The organism is Exiguobacterium sp. s124, assembly GCF_018617485.1.
GTDB classification, from domain to species: domain Bacteria; phylum Bacillota; class Bacilli; order Exiguobacteriales; family Exiguobacteriaceae; genus Exiguobacterium; species Exiguobacterium aestuarii.
Map to the genome: position 1 here is coordinate 240,042 of NZ_JACSKH010000002.1, position 16,953 is coordinate 256,994.

The 16,953-nt window shown below is 48.3% G+C and carries 19 protein-coding genes and 1 other annotated feature; of the genes, 10 read left to right on the forward strand and 9 right to left on the reverse strand.

Annotation, left to right across the window (positions count from 1 at the left end; translation table 11 throughout):
* Window positions 1–7: 7 nt before the first annotated feature.
* On the reverse strand, window positions 8–832 hold the full coding sequence (gene pdxK / locus KNO85_RS11795; RefSeq protein WP_214790321.1) for a pyridoxine/pyridoxal/pyridoxamine kinase: 825 nt from the start codon (window positions 830–832) through the stop codon (window positions 8–10).
* A 186-nt stretch (window positions 833–1,018) separates the two neighbouring features.
* Here pdxK and cbpA point away from each other — a divergent pair, with 186 nt between their 5' ends.
* Window positions 1,019–1,654 (forward strand): cyclic di-AMP binding protein CbpA, encoded by a 636-nt coding sequence (gene cbpA / locus KNO85_RS11800; protein WP_214790323.1) that lies wholly within the window; start codon window positions 1,019–1,021, stop codon window positions 1,652–1,654.
* A gap of 246 nt (window positions 1,655–1,900) precedes the next feature.
* Window positions 1,901–2,989, forward strand: a complete 1,089-nt coding sequence (gene tnpB / locus KNO85_RS11805) for an IS200/IS605 family element RNA-guided endonuclease TnpB (RefSeq protein ID WP_214790325.1) — start codon at window positions 1,901–1,903, stop codon at window positions 2,987–2,989.
* Between the two features lie 121 nt (window positions 2,990–3,110).
* On the opposite strand, the gene KNO85_RS11810 is transcribed toward tnpB, so the two are convergent.
* From KNO85_RS11810 to KNO85_RS11820, 3 genes are all read right to left on the reverse strand, one after another.
* Window positions 3,111–3,635, reverse strand: a complete 525-nt coding sequence (locus KNO85_RS11810; RefSeq protein ID WP_214790465.1) for a GNAT family N-acetyltransferase — start codon at window positions 3,633–3,635, stop codon at window positions 3,111–3,113.
* Window positions 3,636–3,692: 57 nt separating this feature from the next.
* On the reverse strand, window positions 3,693–4,577 hold the full coding sequence (locus KNO85_RS11815) for a diacylglycerol/lipid kinase family protein (protein ID WP_214790327.1): 885 nt from the start codon (window positions 4,575–4,577) through the stop codon (window positions 3,693–3,695).
* Window positions 4,578–4,709: 132 nt separating this feature from the next.
* The gene (locus KNO85_RS11820) at window positions 4,710–5,084 is read right to left on the reverse strand and encodes a hypothetical protein (RefSeq protein WP_214790329.1); all 375 of its coding nucleotides are present in this window, start codon (window positions 5,082–5,084) and stop codon (window positions 4,710–4,712) included.
* A gap of 159 nt (window positions 5,085–5,243) precedes the next feature.
* On the opposite strand from KNO85_RS11820, the gene KNO85_RS11825 reads away from it, so the two are divergent.
* The 4 genes from KNO85_RS11825 (at window position 5,244) to KNO85_RS11840 (ending at window position 9,126) form a co-directional block, all read left to right on the forward strand.
* Entirely contained in the window at window positions 5,244–5,675 is a 432-nt protein-coding gene (locus KNO85_RS11825) for a MarR family winged helix-turn-helix transcriptional regulator (RefSeq protein ID WP_214746962.1), read from the forward strand.
* A 121-nt stretch (window positions 5,676–5,796) separates the two neighbouring features.
* On the forward strand, window positions 5,797–6,432 hold the full coding sequence (locus KNO85_RS11830; RefSeq protein ID WP_214790331.1) for an FMN-dependent NADH-azoreductase: 636 nt from the start codon (window positions 5,797–5,799) through the stop codon (window positions 6,430–6,432).
* Window positions 6,433–6,511: 79 nt separating this feature from the next.
* Window positions 6,512–7,189 carry a uracil-DNA glycosylase gene (locus tag KNO85_RS11835; protein ID WP_214790333.1) on the forward strand — a complete coding sequence of 226 codons (678 nt, stop codon included), beginning with the start codon at window positions 6,512–6,514 and terminating at the stop codon, window positions 7,187–7,189.
* Window positions 7,190–7,330: 141 nt separating this feature from the next.
* Window positions 7,331–7,524, forward strand: a binding site (T-box leader).
* A gap of 45 nt (window positions 7,525–7,569) precedes the next feature.
* A complete protein-coding gene (locus tag KNO85_RS11840; protein ID WP_214790335.1) occupies window positions 7,570–9,126 on the forward strand; it encodes an aromatic amino acid hydroxylase in 1,557 nt (518 codons plus the stop codon).
* 43 nt (window positions 9,127–9,169) lie between these two features.
* Here the strand turns inward: KNO85_RS11840 and KNO85_RS11845 are convergent, their stop codons facing one another.
* Window positions 9,170–10,168: an alpha/beta hydrolase gene (locus KNO85_RS11845; RefSeq protein WP_214790337.1), complete on the reverse strand. Its 999-nt coding sequence runs from the start codon at window positions 10,166–10,168 to the stop codon at window positions 9,170–9,172.
* Window positions 10,169–10,198: 30 nt separating this feature from the next.
* On the reverse strand, window positions 10,199–11,020 hold the full coding sequence (locus tag KNO85_RS11850; RefSeq protein ID WP_214790339.1) for a Cof-type HAD-IIB family hydrolase: 822 nt from the start codon (window positions 11,018–11,020) through the stop codon (window positions 10,199–10,201).
* Between the two features lie 125 nt (window positions 11,021–11,145).
* On the opposite strand from KNO85_RS11850, the gene KNO85_RS11855 reads away from it, so the two are divergent.
* The 4 genes from KNO85_RS11855 (at window position 11,146) to KNO85_RS11870 (ending at window position 15,066) form a co-directional block, all read left to right on the forward strand.
* The gene (locus tag KNO85_RS11855; RefSeq protein WP_026824524.1) at window positions 11,146–11,838 is read left to right on the forward strand and encodes a response regulator transcription factor; all 693 of its coding nucleotides are present in this window, start codon (window positions 11,146–11,148) and stop codon (window positions 11,836–11,838) included.
* Window positions 11,835–13,214 (forward strand): sensor histidine kinase, encoded by a 1,380-nt coding sequence (locus KNO85_RS11860; protein ID WP_214790341.1) that lies wholly within the window; start codon window positions 11,835–11,837, stop codon window positions 13,212–13,214. Before KNO85_RS11855 ends, KNO85_RS11860 begins: the two co-directional genes overlap by 4 nt.
* Before the next feature lie 65 nt (window positions 13,215–13,279).
* Window positions 13,280–13,645, forward strand: coding sequence for a DUF1499 domain-containing protein (locus tag KNO85_RS11865; protein ID WP_214790343.1), 366 nt, complete (start codon window positions 13,280–13,282; stop codon window positions 13,643–13,645).
* Window positions 13,642–15,066 carry a dihydrolipoyl dehydrogenase family protein gene (locus KNO85_RS11870; RefSeq protein WP_214790345.1) on the forward strand — a complete coding sequence of 475 codons (1,425 nt, stop codon included), beginning with the start codon at window positions 13,642–13,644 and terminating at the stop codon, window positions 15,064–15,066. The genes KNO85_RS11865 and KNO85_RS11870 overlap by 4 nt, the downstream gene beginning before the upstream one ends.
* 32 nt (window positions 15,067–15,098) lie before the next feature.
* Here the strand turns inward: KNO85_RS11870 and KNO85_RS11875 are convergent, their stop codons facing one another.
* From KNO85_RS11875 to KNO85_RS11885, 3 genes are all read right to left on the reverse strand, one after another.
* On the reverse strand, window positions 15,099–15,878 hold the full coding sequence (locus KNO85_RS11875; RefSeq protein ID WP_074034256.1) for a flagellar motor protein MotB: 780 nt from the start codon (window positions 15,876–15,878) through the stop codon (window positions 15,099–15,101).
* A complete protein-coding gene (gene motA / locus KNO85_RS11880) occupies window positions 15,856–16,638 on the reverse strand; it encodes a flagellar motor stator protein MotA (protein WP_214790347.1) in 783 nt (260 codons plus the stop codon). The genes KNO85_RS11875 and motA overlap by 23 nt, the downstream gene beginning before the upstream one ends.
* Window positions 16,639–16,724: 86 nt before the next feature.
* Entirely contained in the window at window positions 16,725–16,916 is a 192-nt protein-coding gene (locus KNO85_RS11885) for a hypothetical protein (RefSeq protein WP_224862903.1), read from the reverse strand.
* Window positions 16,917–16,953 lie beyond the last annotated feature (37 nt).

Below are 16,953 nucleotides of genomic sequence, written 5' to 3' on the forward strand. Positions count from 1 at the left end.
CATCTTTTTACGATTGTGTAGCTAATTTTTTGCGGTACCCTGTATGGTTCGTCGGTCCAACGTATTGGTTTAAACGGAATGAGTGACGAACTGCTTCTGTGATGAATTCTTTTCCAATCTCAATCGCTTCTTCGACCGTATGGCCGTTTGCGAGAGAGGCCGCAATAGCAGAAGAGAATGTGCATCCACCGCCGTGCGTGAACGCAGGCTCGATTTTTTCGCTTTCAAGTAGACGGAATTCGTTTCCATCGTACAAGACATCAAACGCTGTATCGAAACCAAGTTTGCCACCGACTTTGACGATGACGATTTCAGCGCCGAGCTCATGGATTAAACGAGCTGCTTCTTTGATTTCGTCCATCGTCGATGGTGTTTTGTCGAGGCCAGCGAGCATACGCGCCTCGAATAAGTTTGGTGTGATGATTTTTGCGACCGGTACGAGGTGTTGACGCATCGCGACTGCGACGTTCGGGTCAAGAATCTCATCCGCACCTTTACATGCCATGACCGGGTCAACGACTGCGTTTTCGATTCCATACTCTTTGATTTTACGAGCGGCGAGTTCGATGATCTCTGGTGTTGGAAGCATTCCCGTCTTCACCGCATCGACTCCAATCCCGGCGAGCACCGTATCGATTTGCTTCTCAATCAATGTCGTGTCGATTGGGAACACTTCGTGATTCCATGCGTTATGTGGATCTTGTGCCACGATGACAGTCAAGGCTGTCATGCCGTACACACCGAGTTCTTCCATCGTTTTCAGGTCGGCTTGAATTCCTGCGCCACCACTCGTGTCAGAACCGGCAATCGTCAATGCTTTTTTCATCGTCATAATCGTCCATCCCCTTTGTCTGTTTGGATAGTTTCACTATAACGACTTTTTCGTATTCCGACAAATGCGAGGATTAGGAGACATGTTCATAACTTTTCAGAAAAAATATGCAGGATGTTCATCATATTTGGGGAATAATAATGAATAGGGTGTAGACCACTTTATTTTTGGCTAGGAGGAAAACGCATGTTAGTGCATAGCTTATGTATCCCGAAGAAGGATGTTGTCACCATCAGTGAAAAGGCAACATTGCGGGAAGCGCTTCATACGCTTGAAGAAACAGGATATCGTTGTGTGCCTGTTTTAGACGAGACGGGAAAATTTTTCCGCGGTAACATTTATAAGATGCATATTTATCGCCATGGAATGAACGGGGAAAACATGGACGACAATGTGATGACGCTCATTAAAAACACGCAAAAATATGTTCACGAATCGGATGGTTTCTTCGAAGTATTTTTCTCGATCAAGGAATTGCCATACATTGCCGTGTTAAAAGACGAAAGCAATGAATTTTATGGGATTCTTCCTCACGGGAAGATGCTCGGGATGCTCGAAGAAGCATGGAGTCGCGACACAGGTAGTTACGTCTTGACCATCGCCTTGAGCGAACAAGCGGGGGCACTTGAGAAAATCACGAAAGTCGTGAACAAGTATACGTCCATCGCGAGCTTGATGACACTTGATGCGAAAAGTAAAGTGTTGCGCCGAGTACTCGTGACGCTGCCGACGGATTGCGACGAAGACAAGAAGAATAAAGTCGTTGCCAAGCTTGAACAAAAAGGCTTCCGGATCGTCGAAGTCGAGAACTTGAACAACTAAGTCAAAGCCCTTTCACGTGACGTGAAAGGGCTTTTTAACTAAATCAGGCGAGAATTCTCCCTCCTCTAAGCGTCTCGGGGCGTAGCCCGGCGGAGGTGGGGGATGAATCGCCCGGTCCAAAACTCTTTTTCCCTGTGAAAGATATGACGAACAAAAGTTCGTGATTCCGTCAGATTCTCCCTCCCCCTCCACGGGTATCGGATGAGGAAGACACATCACGATCTTCGGAAGGGAGGAGGGACGGACATGCTGAAAGGCTATACATACCGGCTCTACCCGACGCCTGCACAGGCCGAGTTCCTCATCAAGACCATCGGCTGCACACGCTTCATCTACAACAAGCTGCTCGAGGACCGGATCGCCATCCGCGAGGAGGCGAAGGCGGGGAGCGGAACGAGACGGAAACCGGCGACACCCGCCTCCTACAAGCCCCTCTTCCCGTTCCTCGCCGAGGCGGACAGCCTCGCGCTCGCGAACGCGAAGCTGAACCTCGACACCGCGTTCGCGAAGTTCTTCGCCGGGACGGGCGGCTTCCCGGTGTTCAAATCGAGACGGCGGTCGCGCGCCTCCTACACGACGAACAACCAGCATGGCACGATCCGCATCGAGGCGGGCAAGGTCCGTCTGCCGAAGGTCGGGTTCGTGCGGTTCACACAACATCGCCCGTTCGAGGGCGTCATCCGGTCTGCGACGGTCTCGATGACCAAGACGGGCAAGTTCTTCATCTCCATCCTCGTCAAACAGGAGGATGAACCATGGATTCCGGTCGAGCATAAGGTCGGCATCGATCTCGGTTTGGAACATTTCGCCGTCATGACGAACGACACGATGGTCTCGGAGAAAATCGAAAACCCACGTTTCCTTCGACAATCCGAAGCGAAGGTCAAGAAGGCGCAACGCGCGCTGTCACGCAAGAAAATCGGGAGCAAGAACCGTGAGAAGGCCAGGCTGATCCTCGCCAAGAAACACGAAAAGATTGCCAACCAACGCAAGGACTTCCTTCACAAACTGTCAAGACGGATCGTTGACGAGAACCAAGTCATCGTCGTGGAGACATTGAAGTCGAAGGACATGATTAAGGATCACAAGGTGGCGAAGTCCATCGGAGATGTCAGTTGGTACGAGTTCGTCCGGCAACTCGAGTACAAATCAAACTTCTACGGACGGACGCTCATCAAGGCAAATCAATGGTTCGCATCCACTCAAATCTGTTCCACTTGCGGCTTAAAAGGCGAGAAGAAGGCGATGGATGTCCGTGAATGGACGTGTGCCTGTGGCGCGCATCATGACCGTGACATCAACGCAAGCATCAACCTGTTGATGTTGGCAAACTAAAACGAATTCCTTCAGGGTGGGAACCACCCGACGAGCTTGGTAAATAATCGTGGCTAATAAAAGTACGGTCTTCCCAAGAAGCTCCCACTTCAATGTGCGAAGCAAATAAGTGGCGAGTAGTTCACTCGAGTCGTTTTTCCATGCGAATGTCGGACCAAAATTGACCGTCCCAATAAGTGAATTGTTCGATTCGTCCAATTTCTTCATAACCGAGCTTCGTATAAAGGCGGTGGGCCGCATGGTTAAAGGCGAATACGCCGAGTTCCATACGTGGTGTCCCTTGGACTCGTAGTCTTTCTTCTAATAAACGGAGGGCCTCCGTGCCGACACCTTTCCCGCGTCCGGTTGCTTCCCCAATGACAAAACCGAGCCAGGCCGTACCATGTTCTTGATGATACAGATGGGGTGGGTCATACATGACGTTCATTTCGCCGACGAGATGGTCATCTGCGTAGATGAGAAAAATATCATGTGTCAGGAGACGTTCCTCTAGGTCATCGAGCGTCATTTCATAATGAGCGGTCAATTCTTCTTCGGATCGGCTCGGGCGAATCAAGTGTACAATCTGTGGGTCATTATTCCAGCGATTGAAAGTGTCGACGAGTTCGTCGGATGCTGTTGTAAGTGGAACAAGCGAGATGTTGATAAGTCATTCTCCTTTCTCGCTTAACAACATTCGATTCGATTGATCAAACTCCTTCTCTTAGACAGGTTTCAACACGTTTAAATGACTCGGCAAAATTTCAAATGTGAATGGCAACGTTCCGCCTGTATCGCCATCTGCATTTACGGGGAGAGACTCAGGAGATGTCACTTTCACCTGTTTCGTACAGAATGACGTGACGCTATCTGTTTCTTTTAACTTTCCTGTGAAGAGAGCAGGCGTTAATTGAAGGGCATCTTTTAAACCGAGCTCTTCAAAAATATAGACGTGCAGCAACCCGTCGTTCAGTCGCGCGTCTGGCTCAAAATTCTCAAATCCTCCGACCGAGTTCGTCAAGGCGATGACGACGAGGTACGCTTCACCATCAAATTGGCCATCCTCACTTTCAATCGCCAACTCATATGGGCTGTGTTCACGGAACGCCTTCACGCCTTCGATCAAATAAGCGAACGGTCCCCATTTTGTCTTTTCTTCCACACTCACTTCATCGACGGCCTCGGCAATGAGCCCGATCGCGATGACGTTCATAAAATAGCCATTCTCATATTTTCCGATATCCATCGGTGTCGGTTCAGCATCATGAAGTGCTTCAATCGCTTTTTTAGGATCACTCGGAACACCGAGTGCGCGGGCGAGGTCGTTGACTGTACCGAGTGGGATAATTCCGAAGTCAGGGCGATGGGGCGCCTCGGCAAGTCCGGTGACTGCTTCGTTTAACGTTCCATCTCCACCCATCGCGATGACGGCTTTATATTGCTTTTCCGCTGCTTCTCGTGCGAAATTCGTTGCATCTTGTTCTTTCTCGGTGAAGCGGACATCGACGTGTCCATATCGTTCGCGCAACACCTCCTCGGCATGTGTCGCGTGTTGCTCCCCCAATTCTTTTCCTGAGGATGGATTGACGATTAACATGACTTTGTCCATTCCGGCATATCTCCTTTTCAGTTCGAATACTGTCCTTTATTCCCGTCTACGAAATCGGCTACTCCTAAAAAATCCCCATGACCGTCAGCATGTTCGGGCTGACCATCACGGGGATTTGAGCGTTTATCGAGTTTAATAATGACGAAATGCGGACATATCTAAATGACTTGCTTCAGACTCATCAACAGCGAGCTCGATGCGCAGATGTTCATGAAACGGAGAGGCGAGGGCGCCCATGCACGCGACGGGTTCATGGTCAGGGACCGGTGATTTACGTTTCGTTTTGACGAATAAATAATCCGATCGCTTCAACGTCAACAAGAAACGTTCCACGGCATGCGGTTCACGGGTCACGTTTGGCCAAGGTAAATGATTGAATAATAAAAAGACCGCGCCTTCTTTTTCGAGCGCATAGTCCGGTGCGATGCCTTCCCGATTCAACAAATCGATGACAGCATGCAAAAACTCCCGTTTAATCGTCAATGATATTTCGTAATACTCACGCATACGGTCCACCCTTTCTTAAAATCACAATACTACCATTCTAAACGTTTCCGACATAGGCGACAACGAAGAAGTTCCTTGACGAAGTATTTTTCCCGGCTTATACTGCATAAGTCCTGCTATACTAGTGATATATGATGAACGAATTGAGGTGAAACCGACATGATTGAATCCCTTGAATTGAAGGCGTGGGTCGTTCTCGCACGAACGATGGATGCCATCAGCGATCGTGTGAAAGAAGATTTGCGACGCCACCAGTTAAATTCAACAGAGTTCGGTGTTTTATCAGTACTGTATAAACGAGGAGACACCCCTTTACAACAAATCGGGGACCAGATTTTGATTACAAGTGGTAGCGTGACATACGTCATCGACAAGTTGGAGAAGCGTGGACTGATTGAACGAATCGCTTGCCCGTCTGACCGTCGCGTCACATACGCCTCGTTAACGGAAGATGGAAAGGCGCTCATGGATGTCGTCTATCCACAGCACATCGAAATCTTCAAAGATATATATGGACCGTTAAGTGATGAAGAGACGGAACAATTGATTTCGTTATTGAAGCGAGTCGGTTATAACGCAGCGGGCAAATAAAGCCCGTTGCTTTTTTCATTAATATCTTGAAGTTAAAATAATTGACGATGAGATATACAGATGATATAGTTCTAACTGTTATTGAAAAAAATTAGAGATTACCTAAATGGAGGATTACACGATGACTAAAGTATTATATGTATCGGCTAACCCGAAACCAACTGAACTTTCATACAGCAAACAAGTAGCAGAAACATTCGTATCAACACTCAAGGCTGAAAATTCAGCACTCGAAGTAGAAGCAATTGAACTCTACGATGTCGATGTGCAAGAAATCGACGGAGACGTGCTTAGCGCATGGGGCAAATTCGCGTCAGGTGAAGCACTTACGGACGTAGAAGCGAAAAAAGTAGGAACAATGAGTAGCATGCTCGAGAAGTTCATGGAAGCGGACCTTTATGTATTCGCAACGCCAATGTGGAACTTCTTCTTCCCAGCACGTATGAAAATGTTCCTCGACAGCGTACTCATGGCAGGAAAAACGTTCCGTTACACGGAGCAAGGTCCTGTCGGCTTGCTTGAAAACAAACAAGCGATCCACATCCAAGGAACAGGTGGAATCTATACAGGAACAGACCTTAACTTTGCAGACGCATACCTTCGCCAAGCGCTCGCATTCGTCGGTGTTTCTGAAGTGACGACGGTAGCAGTTGAAGGGATGAACCAATACCCAGACAAAATCGAAGAAATCGTTGCAGACGCGAAAGCGAAAGCAGAAGCACTTGCGAAAGAAGTTGCAGGCGCAGTAACGGTATAATACGAAAGACGAGTCGGTTGACTCGTCTTTTTGTATGCATACATTTTGGGTATGATACAGAAGGAAAGGGGAGTATGCAATGGGAGAACAGTTATCGAGTCGATTACTTGGGGATTGGACAGACATCATTCAAGATGAGATGAGTCAGCCTTATTTTCAACAGTTGAAACAATTCGTCGATCAAGCGTATGAAGAGACGATCGTTTACCCAAATCGGGAAGACATTTGGAACGCATTTATTTACACGAAATTTAGTGACGTGAAATGCGTTATTTTAGGGCAAGATCCGTATCATGGACCGAACCAAGCGCATGGACTCAGTTTTTCGGTACAGGATGGAGTGCGATTCCCACCGTCGTTACGAAATATCTTTCAAGAACTTAAGGATGACATTGGCTGTGACACTCCGAAGAGCGGGAATTTAGAGAAGTGGGCGAAACAGGGAGTCCTCCTCTTGAATACAGCGCTCACGGTCGAAGCAGGGAAGGCGGGCTCACACCGTGGGAAAGGGTGGGAACAATTCACCGACTCGGTGATTGAGCGACTCGGGCGTCGTGAAGAGCCGATTGTATTCATCCTCTGGGGAAATGACGCAAAGAAAAAAATGAAGTGGATCGGAGAGCAGCATAAAGTGCTCACATCCGTTCATCCGAGCCCATTATCATCCCATCGTGGATTTTTTGGGTCAAAGCCGTTTTCTCAAGTGAATGATGCTCTAAACGAGTGGGGGCAGTCCCCGATTGATTGGTGTCTCTGACAGTCTACGAAAATTCGTAGGCTGTTTTTTGTTGACGCGTCGAAAAACCTTTGATACAGTAACTAACAAGACGTCACTTTAGTGCTTAAAAGCATATATGCATAACAGCATAACTGTATAAAAGATAAACATGTATACGCAATAGAAGCGAAGAAGGAACCGAAGTAGAGACATCTTCCCTGGCCCAGAGAGCGTGTGGTGCTGCGAACACGCCCAAAAGATGAATCGAATTACAGTTCCCGAGCTCTCATGATTGAGCGGTCCCCCGTTATCGGATTAAGCGGCTAGAGATTCTCTAGCAACCAGGGTGGTACCGCGGCTTTGTCGTCCCTATCGATCTAATCGATAGGGACTTTTTTGACTTTAAAGGAGGACTTCACATGTTGACACAATCGATTCCATCACATCTTGCCCCACATATTTCACCGCAGTTCTACAATGAGTACACACCGACGGATCACGCTGTCTGGCGCTTCGTCTTACGGTTGAACCTGCATACGTTAGAAGGGAAGGCGCATCCGTTTTACATCGAAGGATTAAAACGGACGGGAATGGGACCAGACCGATTGCCGAACGTCGAACAGATGACGGATGAAATGCGTGCGGCAGGATGGTCGACGGTCGCGGTGGATGGACTCATCCCTGGCGTTGCCTTCTTTGACTTCCAAGGGAACGGAATGTTGCCTGTCGCGACGGATATCCGGAAAGTCGAGAATATCTTATACAGCCCTGCACCTGACATCATTCATGAAGCGGCAGGCCACGCACCGATGTTGATGGACCCGACATTTTCGGCAATCGTCAAACGCTTCGGTCAACTAGGGGCGAAGGCGTTCATGAACCGGGAAGAGCATGCTTCATTCGCGGCATTGAAACGCTTGACGATCGTGAAAGAGAATGCCAATTCAACGGAACAAGACATCGAGGCGGCAGAACGAGCGGTCCATGAAGCGAAAGCACAAGTGACCGGGTTTTCAGAGGCGCAACAAGTTGCACGCATCTTTTGGTGGACGGTTGAATTTGGATTGATTGGCGACCTCGAGCGTCCAATGATTTACGGCGCAGGTCTCTTGTCATCTGTTGGCGAAAGCCGTCACTGCTTGACCGACGCGGTCGTCAAACATCCGTTTGACTTGGAGCATGCGTTACAGACGAAGCAAGACGTGACGAATATGCAAAAAGAACTGTTCGTCATTCCAGACTTTGAGACGCTCTCTTACGTCTTAGACGAATTAGAAGGGAGAATGGCGATTCGAAAAGGTGGGATTGAATCTGTCTCGAAAGCATTGGCGTCGGGAAGTCAATCGACGCTTCGACTCGAAGATGGCTCTGAGCGCGTCGGAATCGTTCGCCATATGACAGAGTCGAAAGAACATACGCTCATTCAATGGGATGAATGCACGATTGTAAAAAATGGTCAATTCACGAAACGAGAACGTCACGGACTTCTCATTGTCCACGATACGGAATCCGCACTAAATCGAGACGATCTCCTCGAAGGGATGACCATTCGTCAAGCATGTTCATCCGATACGATCCAAGACGTGACGATTCAGCTAGAAGGACGGACGATTTCACTCGACTCGCTCGAAGTACACGTCGATTCGCTTCCATCGGTATTCCCTGGAACGACAGTGGAAGAATTAATGATCATTGAAAAGCCCGTGATCATCGAGCGAGATGAACGTGTATGGACGAATGATGACCCAATGTTCAACCGCATTCACCTCATGCGTGAACGAGGGGAGTCGATTGATGGTCTCGTTCCAGACATTTTATCTGAGCATCCAGACGCGTGGTTGTTACACATCGAATGTTTGGAACTAGTGGAAGACGAAGAGCTGAAGCAGGCGTTGATTGAACGCCTTGAAGCGTTGCGTCACACATCTCCATCCCGAAATGAATTGATCGGACGTGCGTTCGAACTGTTGCGTTAACAAAAATAAGCGACGTTCCCTAAAAGAGAACGTCGCTTATTTTTTATACGGATTGATTCGTCGTTTCACGCAAGAACGTGATTAAACGGCGATACGTCGAGTTGGCCGCTGGTCGGTCCATTTCGAAGTAATAGTTATGACCAAGTTCGTGTTCGTTTTGATCATAAAACACAGTCGTCACATCTGTTCGACCTGAGAGAATTGTCGCAAATTCTTTCGCCTGATCTTCAAACGAATGATCGTTTCCGTCGGCGATGAATGTTGGCACAAACGTGGCAGGTACGTTGACGAGCGGTGAAGCTTCAGCGACGACCGGGAGCGTTTCCCAGTTGTATGTGCCGAAGTAAGCCCAGCCGATGCGTTTGAACAAGAAGCGATTCACCGATTTCGATGACTCGAGCCATGACCGTTTCAAATCCAGTGGAGCAGATAATAAGACAGCTCCAAGGATCGATGATTTCGGTACGACTTGTCTGACCTCTGCAGAAGGCGAGTAGTCGTCATTCATCTGGATGCCAACAAACTGTGCGACGAGCTGTCCACCATTCGAATCACCCGCGAAAAAGACGCGGTCCAAGTCGAGGCGGAATCGATCATTGTTTTCAGCAATGAACGAATATGCTTCTTCGATTTGTTGAAGTGGTGTCGGATAGGTCACATCAGGTGCAAGCGCATAGTTGATGCTGACGACGTTGTAACCGTTACTCGCAATCGATGTCGCGTACTTGAGGACATCTGATTTGTCACCACCGACGAATGAGCCACCGTGTACCCAAAAAATCGTCGGGACCGTACGGCTGTCTCCTTCATAGCGAATCAAATCAAACGTTCCGTTGTCATAAGAGGACAAGTAGTCGATGTCTTTTCGGACAGACGTCTTTTGAACGACTTCCTCGAATCCCTTCATCTCCACCTCGTTCCCCCCTGCGAACGAAGTTTTGATTAAACGTGTTGCTGGTTTAGGTGATAGGAACACATAAGCCGCTCCCGCGACCGCTGTTCCAATCAAGCCGACTCCAGCGCGTTTCAACCCTTTATTCATCTTACTTCCTCCCTTTCTACAATCAGAAGCTTATTGCGTGACGAGTACGTCCGCCATATATGTCTCGATGACATGAGCGATGCCGTCTTCGTTGTTTGACTTCGTAATGAAGTCCGCTTTCCCTTTGACCGTCATATTGGCGTTACCCATCGCAACACCAAGACCTGCCCATTCAATCATCGTCAAATCATTGTTTCCATCACCGCAAGCGATGACTTCTTTCTGGGCGATGCCGAGTTGATCCGCTAGGAAGGCGAGGCTCGTTCCTTTTGTGACACCGGCTTCCGTGAATTCTAGGAAGAACGGTTTTGAACGAGCGACGGCCAACTTCCCGGCCAACTCTTCTTGTAGTTTCGTTTCAATCGGAGCAAGCGTGTCACCATCGGCAAGCATCAAGCATTTGACGACAGGTGCTGTCACAGCGTCTTTAAAGTTGTCGACATGGATGACAGGCATACCCGTCAATTCACCTTCGATATCGGTATATGGGTTCGGACGATCGGTTACGATTTCGTTACCGACGTACGTATGAATCGCGATTCCTTCCCGTTCACTGATATCATGGAGATGGGCGACTGTGTCTGGTTGAAGCGTGCTCGAGAAAATCTCCTCATTCGTTTCGCAATTGATGACCGAGGCACCGTTGAACGATAAAATGAAGCTACCGTACTTCGCAAGTTCCAATTCACGGGCTGCATCCCACATCGCAAACGTCGGACGGCCACTCGCAAGCACGACTTTATAGCCGCGCTCTTGCGCATCGAGAAGTGCTTCTTTTGTTTTAGGGGAAATCGTATGGTCGCTCGTGAGGAGCGTATCATCCATATCCAATACAATCATTTTGTAACTCATAGTAGTAGGGGGTCCTCCTTCAGAATCTAATGACTCCATCCTAAACCTTTTTAAGGTCAATTGACAACCTTGTCGCAAAAACGTAACTATAATGTAGAGAAGTGAACTCTAGAAGAGGTGTAAATATGAATCGAATTTTAGTAGCTGAGGACGAGCATGCGATTCGCAGCTTCATTATTGTCAATTTAAAACGAGCCGGATTCGATGTGTTTGAGGCGACGAATGGACGAGAGGCGGTCACCGCATTTGACCGTGAACCGTTCGACGTTGTCTTATTAGATGTCATGATGCCGGAGATGGACGGGTTTGAGGCGTGTGCGGCCATTCGAGATATCGATGAGAACGTCGGAATCATCATGTTGACGGCACGAACGCTCGAAGAAGATAAAATCGAAGGACTCGGAAAAGGGGCGGACGATTATATCGCCAAGCCGTTCAGTCCAGGCGAACTAGTGGCACGCATTCAAGCGTTGCTGCGTCGCGTCGAAAAAGTGAAACGAAAAGACTCGAAACGTTTGAAGTCAGGACCGTTCGCAATCGACCTTGCGGCAAAGCAAGTGACGAAGTACGGTCAATCGATCGATTTGACGCCGACGGAGTATGACTTGATTTGTCATCTCGTCCAAAATGAAGAGATCGTCTTGTCGCGTGATGCATTACTCGATGCGGTATGGGGCGTCAACTACTTCGGTGACCGTAAGACAGTCGACGTCAATATCCGTCGATTGCGTCAAAAAATCGAGGATGACCCGAGTCACCCAATCTATATTGAAACGTTGTGGGGTCACGGATATAAATGGCGGAGACATGAAGCATGAAACAACAGTTAGTCATTCGCATGATGATCGTCGTGACGATTGTCTTACTTCTACTCGTCAGTGTCTTGTCTTACGGGACATATCGATACTATTACGAGTATGAGTCGGAAGCGTTACTAAGTCATGCGACCACGAGTGCATATCTATATCCTCAAGCCCAGGTCGGGTTTGAGACGCCGAGCGCCTTCTCCGTCCTTGTCCGGACATTCGGATATCCCGGAACGGATTTAACGATTGTCGACCAGAGTGGTTCCATCGTCAAGACGACGGGGCAACGGACAAGGCAGGCATCTTTTTCACAAGAACAATTAGAAAAACTTTCACGAGGAGAGTCGGTCGTACAGGACTATGACATCGGTGAGGAGCATTACTTAGCGGTGACCAGTCCGATTATGACGAACGATACGTCAGAGTTTGCGATTAGCTTTACACGCCCGCTCGAAGACTTAGATACGCTCATCCGTGAAATTTGGATGACCGTTGTCATGATTGGTGTCCTGATCTGGTTACTTGCACTCTATACCGTCATTCGAATCGCTGATCGTTTCGTCCGTCCGATTCGTCAAATCATCGAAACGGCGGATGAGATGGCTCAAGGTGATTTCGACGTTGCCGTTGAATCCAATGAAAAACATGAGCTTGGGGCATTGGCTCGAACACTCACGTATTTAGGTGCTAAAGTGCAACAGCATCAGTCGACACGTAACGAGTTTCTCTCGAGCGTCTCTCATGAACTGCGGACACCGCTCACATCGATTAAGGGGTGGACGGAGACGATTCGTGGCGGCGATGAGAAGCTATCTGAAGAAACGGAGCTTGGTTTAAGCATCATTCATTCAGAAACAGAGCGCATGATCGGTCTCGTAGAGCAGCTTCTCGATTATACGAAAATCGAAGAGAGTCGATTGGTGTTGTATCGTCAGGAACTTGATTTAGTCTCACTGTTACGAAAGGTGACATTGCAGTTAAAACAGTCGCTTGAAGATAAAGACATCACGCTCATTGAGCGTTATCCTCAAAAGTCGGTCGGATTGTTTGATGAGAATCGGTTGAAGCAAGTGTTCTTGAACATCCTCGAGAACGCGATTCGCTTCTCGCCAGACGGTGGGACGTTGACAATCCGCTTCGTTCAATCGGAACGTGTTGCCTTCATCTCGATCATCGATGAAGGTCCTGGTATCTCACGTGAGCATTTACAGCGTATTACGGAGATGTTCTATCAGGCCCACGTGACGGAAGGAAGTAGCGGTCTCGGACTCGCTATCTCAAAAGAGTTGATTGAAGCACATGAAGGAAAACTGGTCATCGAAAGTGAGGTCGGACATGGGACGACCGTGACCGTGTTATTGCCACTCGACCCGAGTGAACTACATTAATAGGGTTAAACCTCCCGAATTCAGGCTACATATAGATGTATGTAGAATGAGGGAGGTTTTTTACTATGGCCAATCAGTCATTGAAGCCGTTAAAAGGAAGTCCAAACGCCGTCTCGACGCAAACCTCGATTGAAGAATTGCGCATGTCTCCACTCCCATATGCGGGTAGTCGTGGTCAATCGATTGAAGCGATCAAGATGGCAATGAACCAATTGCCGCGAGCTGAACTGGTTAAAGAAACGGATGAGGGCCTTCATTATGTGGTGACCTCGAAAGTGATGCGTTTTAAAGATGATGTGAATTTTCTATTTGATGATTCCACTCAACAAGTCGAATTTCGGTCTGCGTCTCGTGTCGGCTATTCAGACTTTGGCGTGAACCGGAAACGGATGGAAGATGTGAGTGAACGATACCGGAGGTTGATTCGATGAAGGACTATCAGTTGATTGTCATTGGTGGCGGTGCCGCTGGAATGACAGTGGCGGCAGGAGCAGCGAACTTAGGCGCGAAAGTCGCGCTTGTTGAAAAGAACAAACATTTAGGTGGCGACTGTCTACATGTCGGATGCGTCCCATCGAAAGCATTGATCGCCGCCTCGAAAGAAGCGAACGCGATGATGCGCGCAGCGCGTGTTCTCGGAACAGAATTCAATGGAGGCGAGCATTATCAAATGTCAAAAGCACGAGTCGACAAGGCTCGCGCAATCATCCAAGATCATGACGGGACCGAGCGCTTTGAAAAGATCGGTGTAGACGTATACATCGGGGAGGCTTCGTTCCAAAGCCCGACTGAATTGAAGGTCGGGGACGATTTATTGATCGGGAAAAAATTTGTCATCTCGACAGGCTCGAAACCGACAGTCCCTCCAATCGATGGATTAGATCAAGTCCCATACTTAACGAACGAGACGGTCTTTGAAGAAGAGACGCTTCCAGAGAGCCTCATTGTCATCGGTGCCGGGACAGTCGGTCTCGAGCTAGCACAATCGTTTGTCCGACTCGGCTCGCAAGTTACCGTACTCGAGGCACAGGATGCGTTCTTACCAAAAGAAGACGAGGACGTCTCCACTTACCTAAAATCGCAGCTTGAGATGGCGATGCGCTTGAAAATTGGCGTGAAGGTCAGTCGGGTCGATGAAGTCGATGGCCGCATTCGTGTCACGACAGAGGTGGACGGCGAGACAGTCGAGTACGAGGCAGATAAGCTCCTCATGGCGACAGGGCGTGTGCCACGCATCGACGCGCTTCGTCTCGATCGTGCGAACGTTCAAGTGACGAAAGGATACATCGATGTCTCATCTTCGTATCGAACGTCACAGCCGCATATCTTTGCGATTGGCGATACGATCAAGACGTTACCGTTCACACACGCGGCTGGAGAAGAAGGGAAAGCGGTTGTCGCGAACGCACTGTTCGGACTATGGAACAAGGTAGATTACAGTAAGCTACCGTGGATCACGTTCACAGATCCTGAAGTGTTCCACGTTGGGATGACGGAGAAAGAAGCGCGCGAGCGTTATGGGGATGACATCGAGACATATGAAGCAAAACTGTCAGAAGTGGACCGTTTCATCGCCGAACGCCAAGAGGCGGGCTTTGTCAAAGTCATCACGAAGAAAAATGGCAAGATTATCGGGGCACATGCGGTCGGTGAATCGGCCGGTGACTGGATGCAAATCGTCGTCTATGCGATGCAACGGGGCGATAAGATTGGGAAGTTGTCACGAATGATTTATCCTTACCCATCGCGCAGTGAAGCGGTGAAGAAAGTGACGGATCTCTACTGGCGGAAACGCTTGTTCGAAAGCCCACTTACAGAACTGGCAAGACGCTATTTCAAATTGATGCAATAACACAAATCACCCACTCAAATGAGTGGGTGATTTTAGTTCGGTAACGTGATTGTCTCAATCATCTTCGGTTCGCCTTCTGATAAGTCGACGAGCGGTTTAATCAACACTTCGACACGTCGGTTTTTCGACCGACCTTCTTCGGTATCATTCGTGGCGATCGGTTTGAATTCCCCGTAGCTTGCAAGTGTAAACTGAGCCGGATTCAGTGCGTCATTCGTTAATAAACCACGCATGAATGCGGTCGCACGTGCTGAACTGAGTTCCCAGTTCGATGGGAAACGCGCCGTGTTGATTGGAATGTTGTCGGTATGACCAGAGACGACAATTTCTCGCTTCCCGGCCTTCTCTAAGATTTGACTGATGTTTTGAGCCACATTTCGAGCATCCGCATCCAGTGTCGCTTCTCCTAAGTTGAAAAGGGCGCGATCTTGAATCGTTAAGACGAGACCGCTCGAGTTGATTGTCGCTTTAATTTGACTCTCTAACCCATTCTTCTTAATGTACTGATTCACATCTTCCTTCAACTCATCAAGCTGAGCAAGCTCGTAGGTGCGTGGGTTGGCAGTCGTATTGGTTTTATCCGTCCGACTGATGTCACTGTTTGAGGCGGTCGAAGCTTGGAAGACACTGACGCCTCCAGAGAACACCTGGTTGAAAGAGCGAGACATTTTCTCGAGCTTCGTTTGGTCGATGTTACTCGATGCGAACAGTACGATGAAGAGCGCGAGCAAGAGTGTCAACAAGTCGGCATAAGGAATGAGCCAACCTTCTGGAATGTGTTCTTCATGATCATGCTTCTTTTTGCGTTTCATAGTCAGCTCGCTCCTTTGGAGACAAATACACAGACAGCTTATCTTCTAACGTTTTTGGAGATTCACCGCTTTGAATCGATAAAATCCCTTCAATCATCATTTCTTTGATGATGACTTCGCTCTTCGAATATTGCTTCAGTTTATTCGCAAACGGGAACCAAAGCACGTATCCGGTGAAAATCCCGAAAAGTGTCGCGACGAAGGCAGCCGAAATGGCGTGTCCGAGTTTCTCGATATCCGACAAATCTTTAAGGGCAGCAATCAATCCGATAACGGCTCCGAGTACCCCGAGCGTCGGCGCATATGTCCCGGCCTGGGTGAAGATGTCGGCATTCGCTTTATGGCGCTGTTCCATGTTTTCGATATCACGTGACATCACTTCCGCAATGTATTCAGAAGGTTGACCGTCGATGACCATCATCATTCCTTGGCGTAAAAATGGTTCTTCGACTTGTTCAAGTGCTGTTTCTAGGGATAAGAGTCCCTCTTTCCGAGCTTGCGTCGACAAATCGACAAATTGTGTGAGCAATCCGGATTTACTTGGGAGTTCTTGTTTTTTGAACAAGATTTTAAATAACTTCGGTACATTTTGAAGCTGTTCTTTCGATACGGCGATACTGACCGCAGCAGCTGTACCGACGAAAATGATAACGATTGCGGCAGGGTTGATCAGCGGTGCAATACCCGCTCCTTTTAATAACATTCCACCAACGAGGGTGAGGAACCCGAGTATGAGCCCGACTAACGTGACGACATCCATGTCTTTGTTTTCCACCTTTCCGAAATAAATCAGGACAAAAAAAGCGAGAGACGCTACTCGTCTCCCGCAACATGCGTTCCCGATGATTAAGCGCCGTTTTCATCAATCAGCATTTGGATGCTGATGTTTCGTTCTTCACGCTCTATATCGGTTAATACGTCGTATTTTTTTAACAATGCGTACAATTGATTCACGACTTCTTGCTCAAGTGACCAATTGAGTAACTCTTCTAGCTGAAAATAAAGGTGAGCGGGCATACATTGTGATTGGCGCTCCAACCTTCGCGAGACATCCTCTATCGAATGATCTACCGTA

Excerpts from the sequence above, each read along its gene's own strand:
- KNO85_RS11865 (WP_214790343.1), top strand. The coding sequence starts at position 13,280 with ATGGCCAATCAGTCATTGAAGCCGTTAAAAGGAAGTCCAAACGCCGTC.
- KNO85_RS11845 (WP_214790337.1), bottom strand. The coding sequence starts at position 10,168 with ATGAATAAAGGGTTGAAACGCGCTGGAGTCGGCTTGATTGGAACAGCG.
- KNO85_RS11815 (WP_214790327.1), bottom strand. The coding sequence starts at position 4,577 with ATGGACAAAGTCATGTTAATCGTCAATCCATCCTCAGGAAAAGAATTG.
- motA (WP_214790347.1), bottom strand. The coding sequence starts at position 16,638 with ATGGATGTCGTCACGTTAGTCGGGCTCATACTCGGGTTCCTCACCCTC.
- KNO85_RS11840 (WP_214790335.1), top strand. The coding sequence starts at position 7,570 with ATGTTGACACAATCGATTCCATCACATCTTGCCCCACATATTTCACCG.
- pdxK (WP_214790321.1), bottom strand. The coding sequence starts at position 832 with ATGACGATGAAAAAAGCATTGACGATTGCCGGTTCTGACACGAGTGGT.
- tnpB (WP_214790325.1), top strand. The coding sequence starts at position 1,901 with ATGCTGAAAGGCTATACATACCGGCTCTACCCGACGCCTGCACAGGCC.
- KNO85_RS11860 (WP_214790341.1), top strand. The coding sequence starts at position 11,835 with ATGAAACAACAGTTAGTCATTCGCATGATGATCGTCGTGACGATTGTC.
- KNO85_RS11830 (WP_214790331.1), top strand. The coding sequence starts at position 5,797 with ATGACTAAAGTATTATATGTATCGGCTAACCCGAAACCAACTGAACTT.
- KNO85_RS11825 (WP_214746962.1), top strand. The coding sequence starts at position 5,244 with ATGATTGAATCCCTTGAATTGAAGGCGTGGGTCGTTCTCGCACGAACG.
- cbpA (WP_214790323.1), top strand. The coding sequence starts at position 1,019 with ATGTTAGTGCATAGCTTATGTATCCCGAAGAAGGATGTTGTCACCATC.
- KNO85_RS11820 (WP_214790329.1), bottom strand. The coding sequence starts at position 5,084 with ATGCGTGAGTATTACGAAATATCATTGACGATTAAACGGGAGTTTTTG.
- KNO85_RS11835 (WP_214790333.1), top strand. The coding sequence starts at position 6,512 with ATGGGAGAACAGTTATCGAGTCGATTACTTGGGGATTGGACAGACATC.
- KNO85_RS11875 (WP_074034256.1), bottom strand. The coding sequence starts at position 15,878 with ATGAAACGCAAAAAGAAGCATGATCATGAAGAACACATTCCAGAAGGT.
- KNO85_RS11855 (WP_026824524.1), top strand. The coding sequence starts at position 11,146 with ATGAATCGAATTTTAGTAGCTGAGGACGAGCATGCGATTCGCAGCTTC.
- KNO85_RS11850 (WP_214790339.1), bottom strand. The coding sequence starts at position 11,020 with ATGAGTTACAAAATGATTGTATTGGATATGGATGATACGCTCCTCACG.
- KNO85_RS11870 (WP_214790345.1), top strand. The coding sequence starts at position 13,642 with ATGAAGGACTATCAGTTGATTGTCATTGGTGGCGGTGCCGCTGGAATG.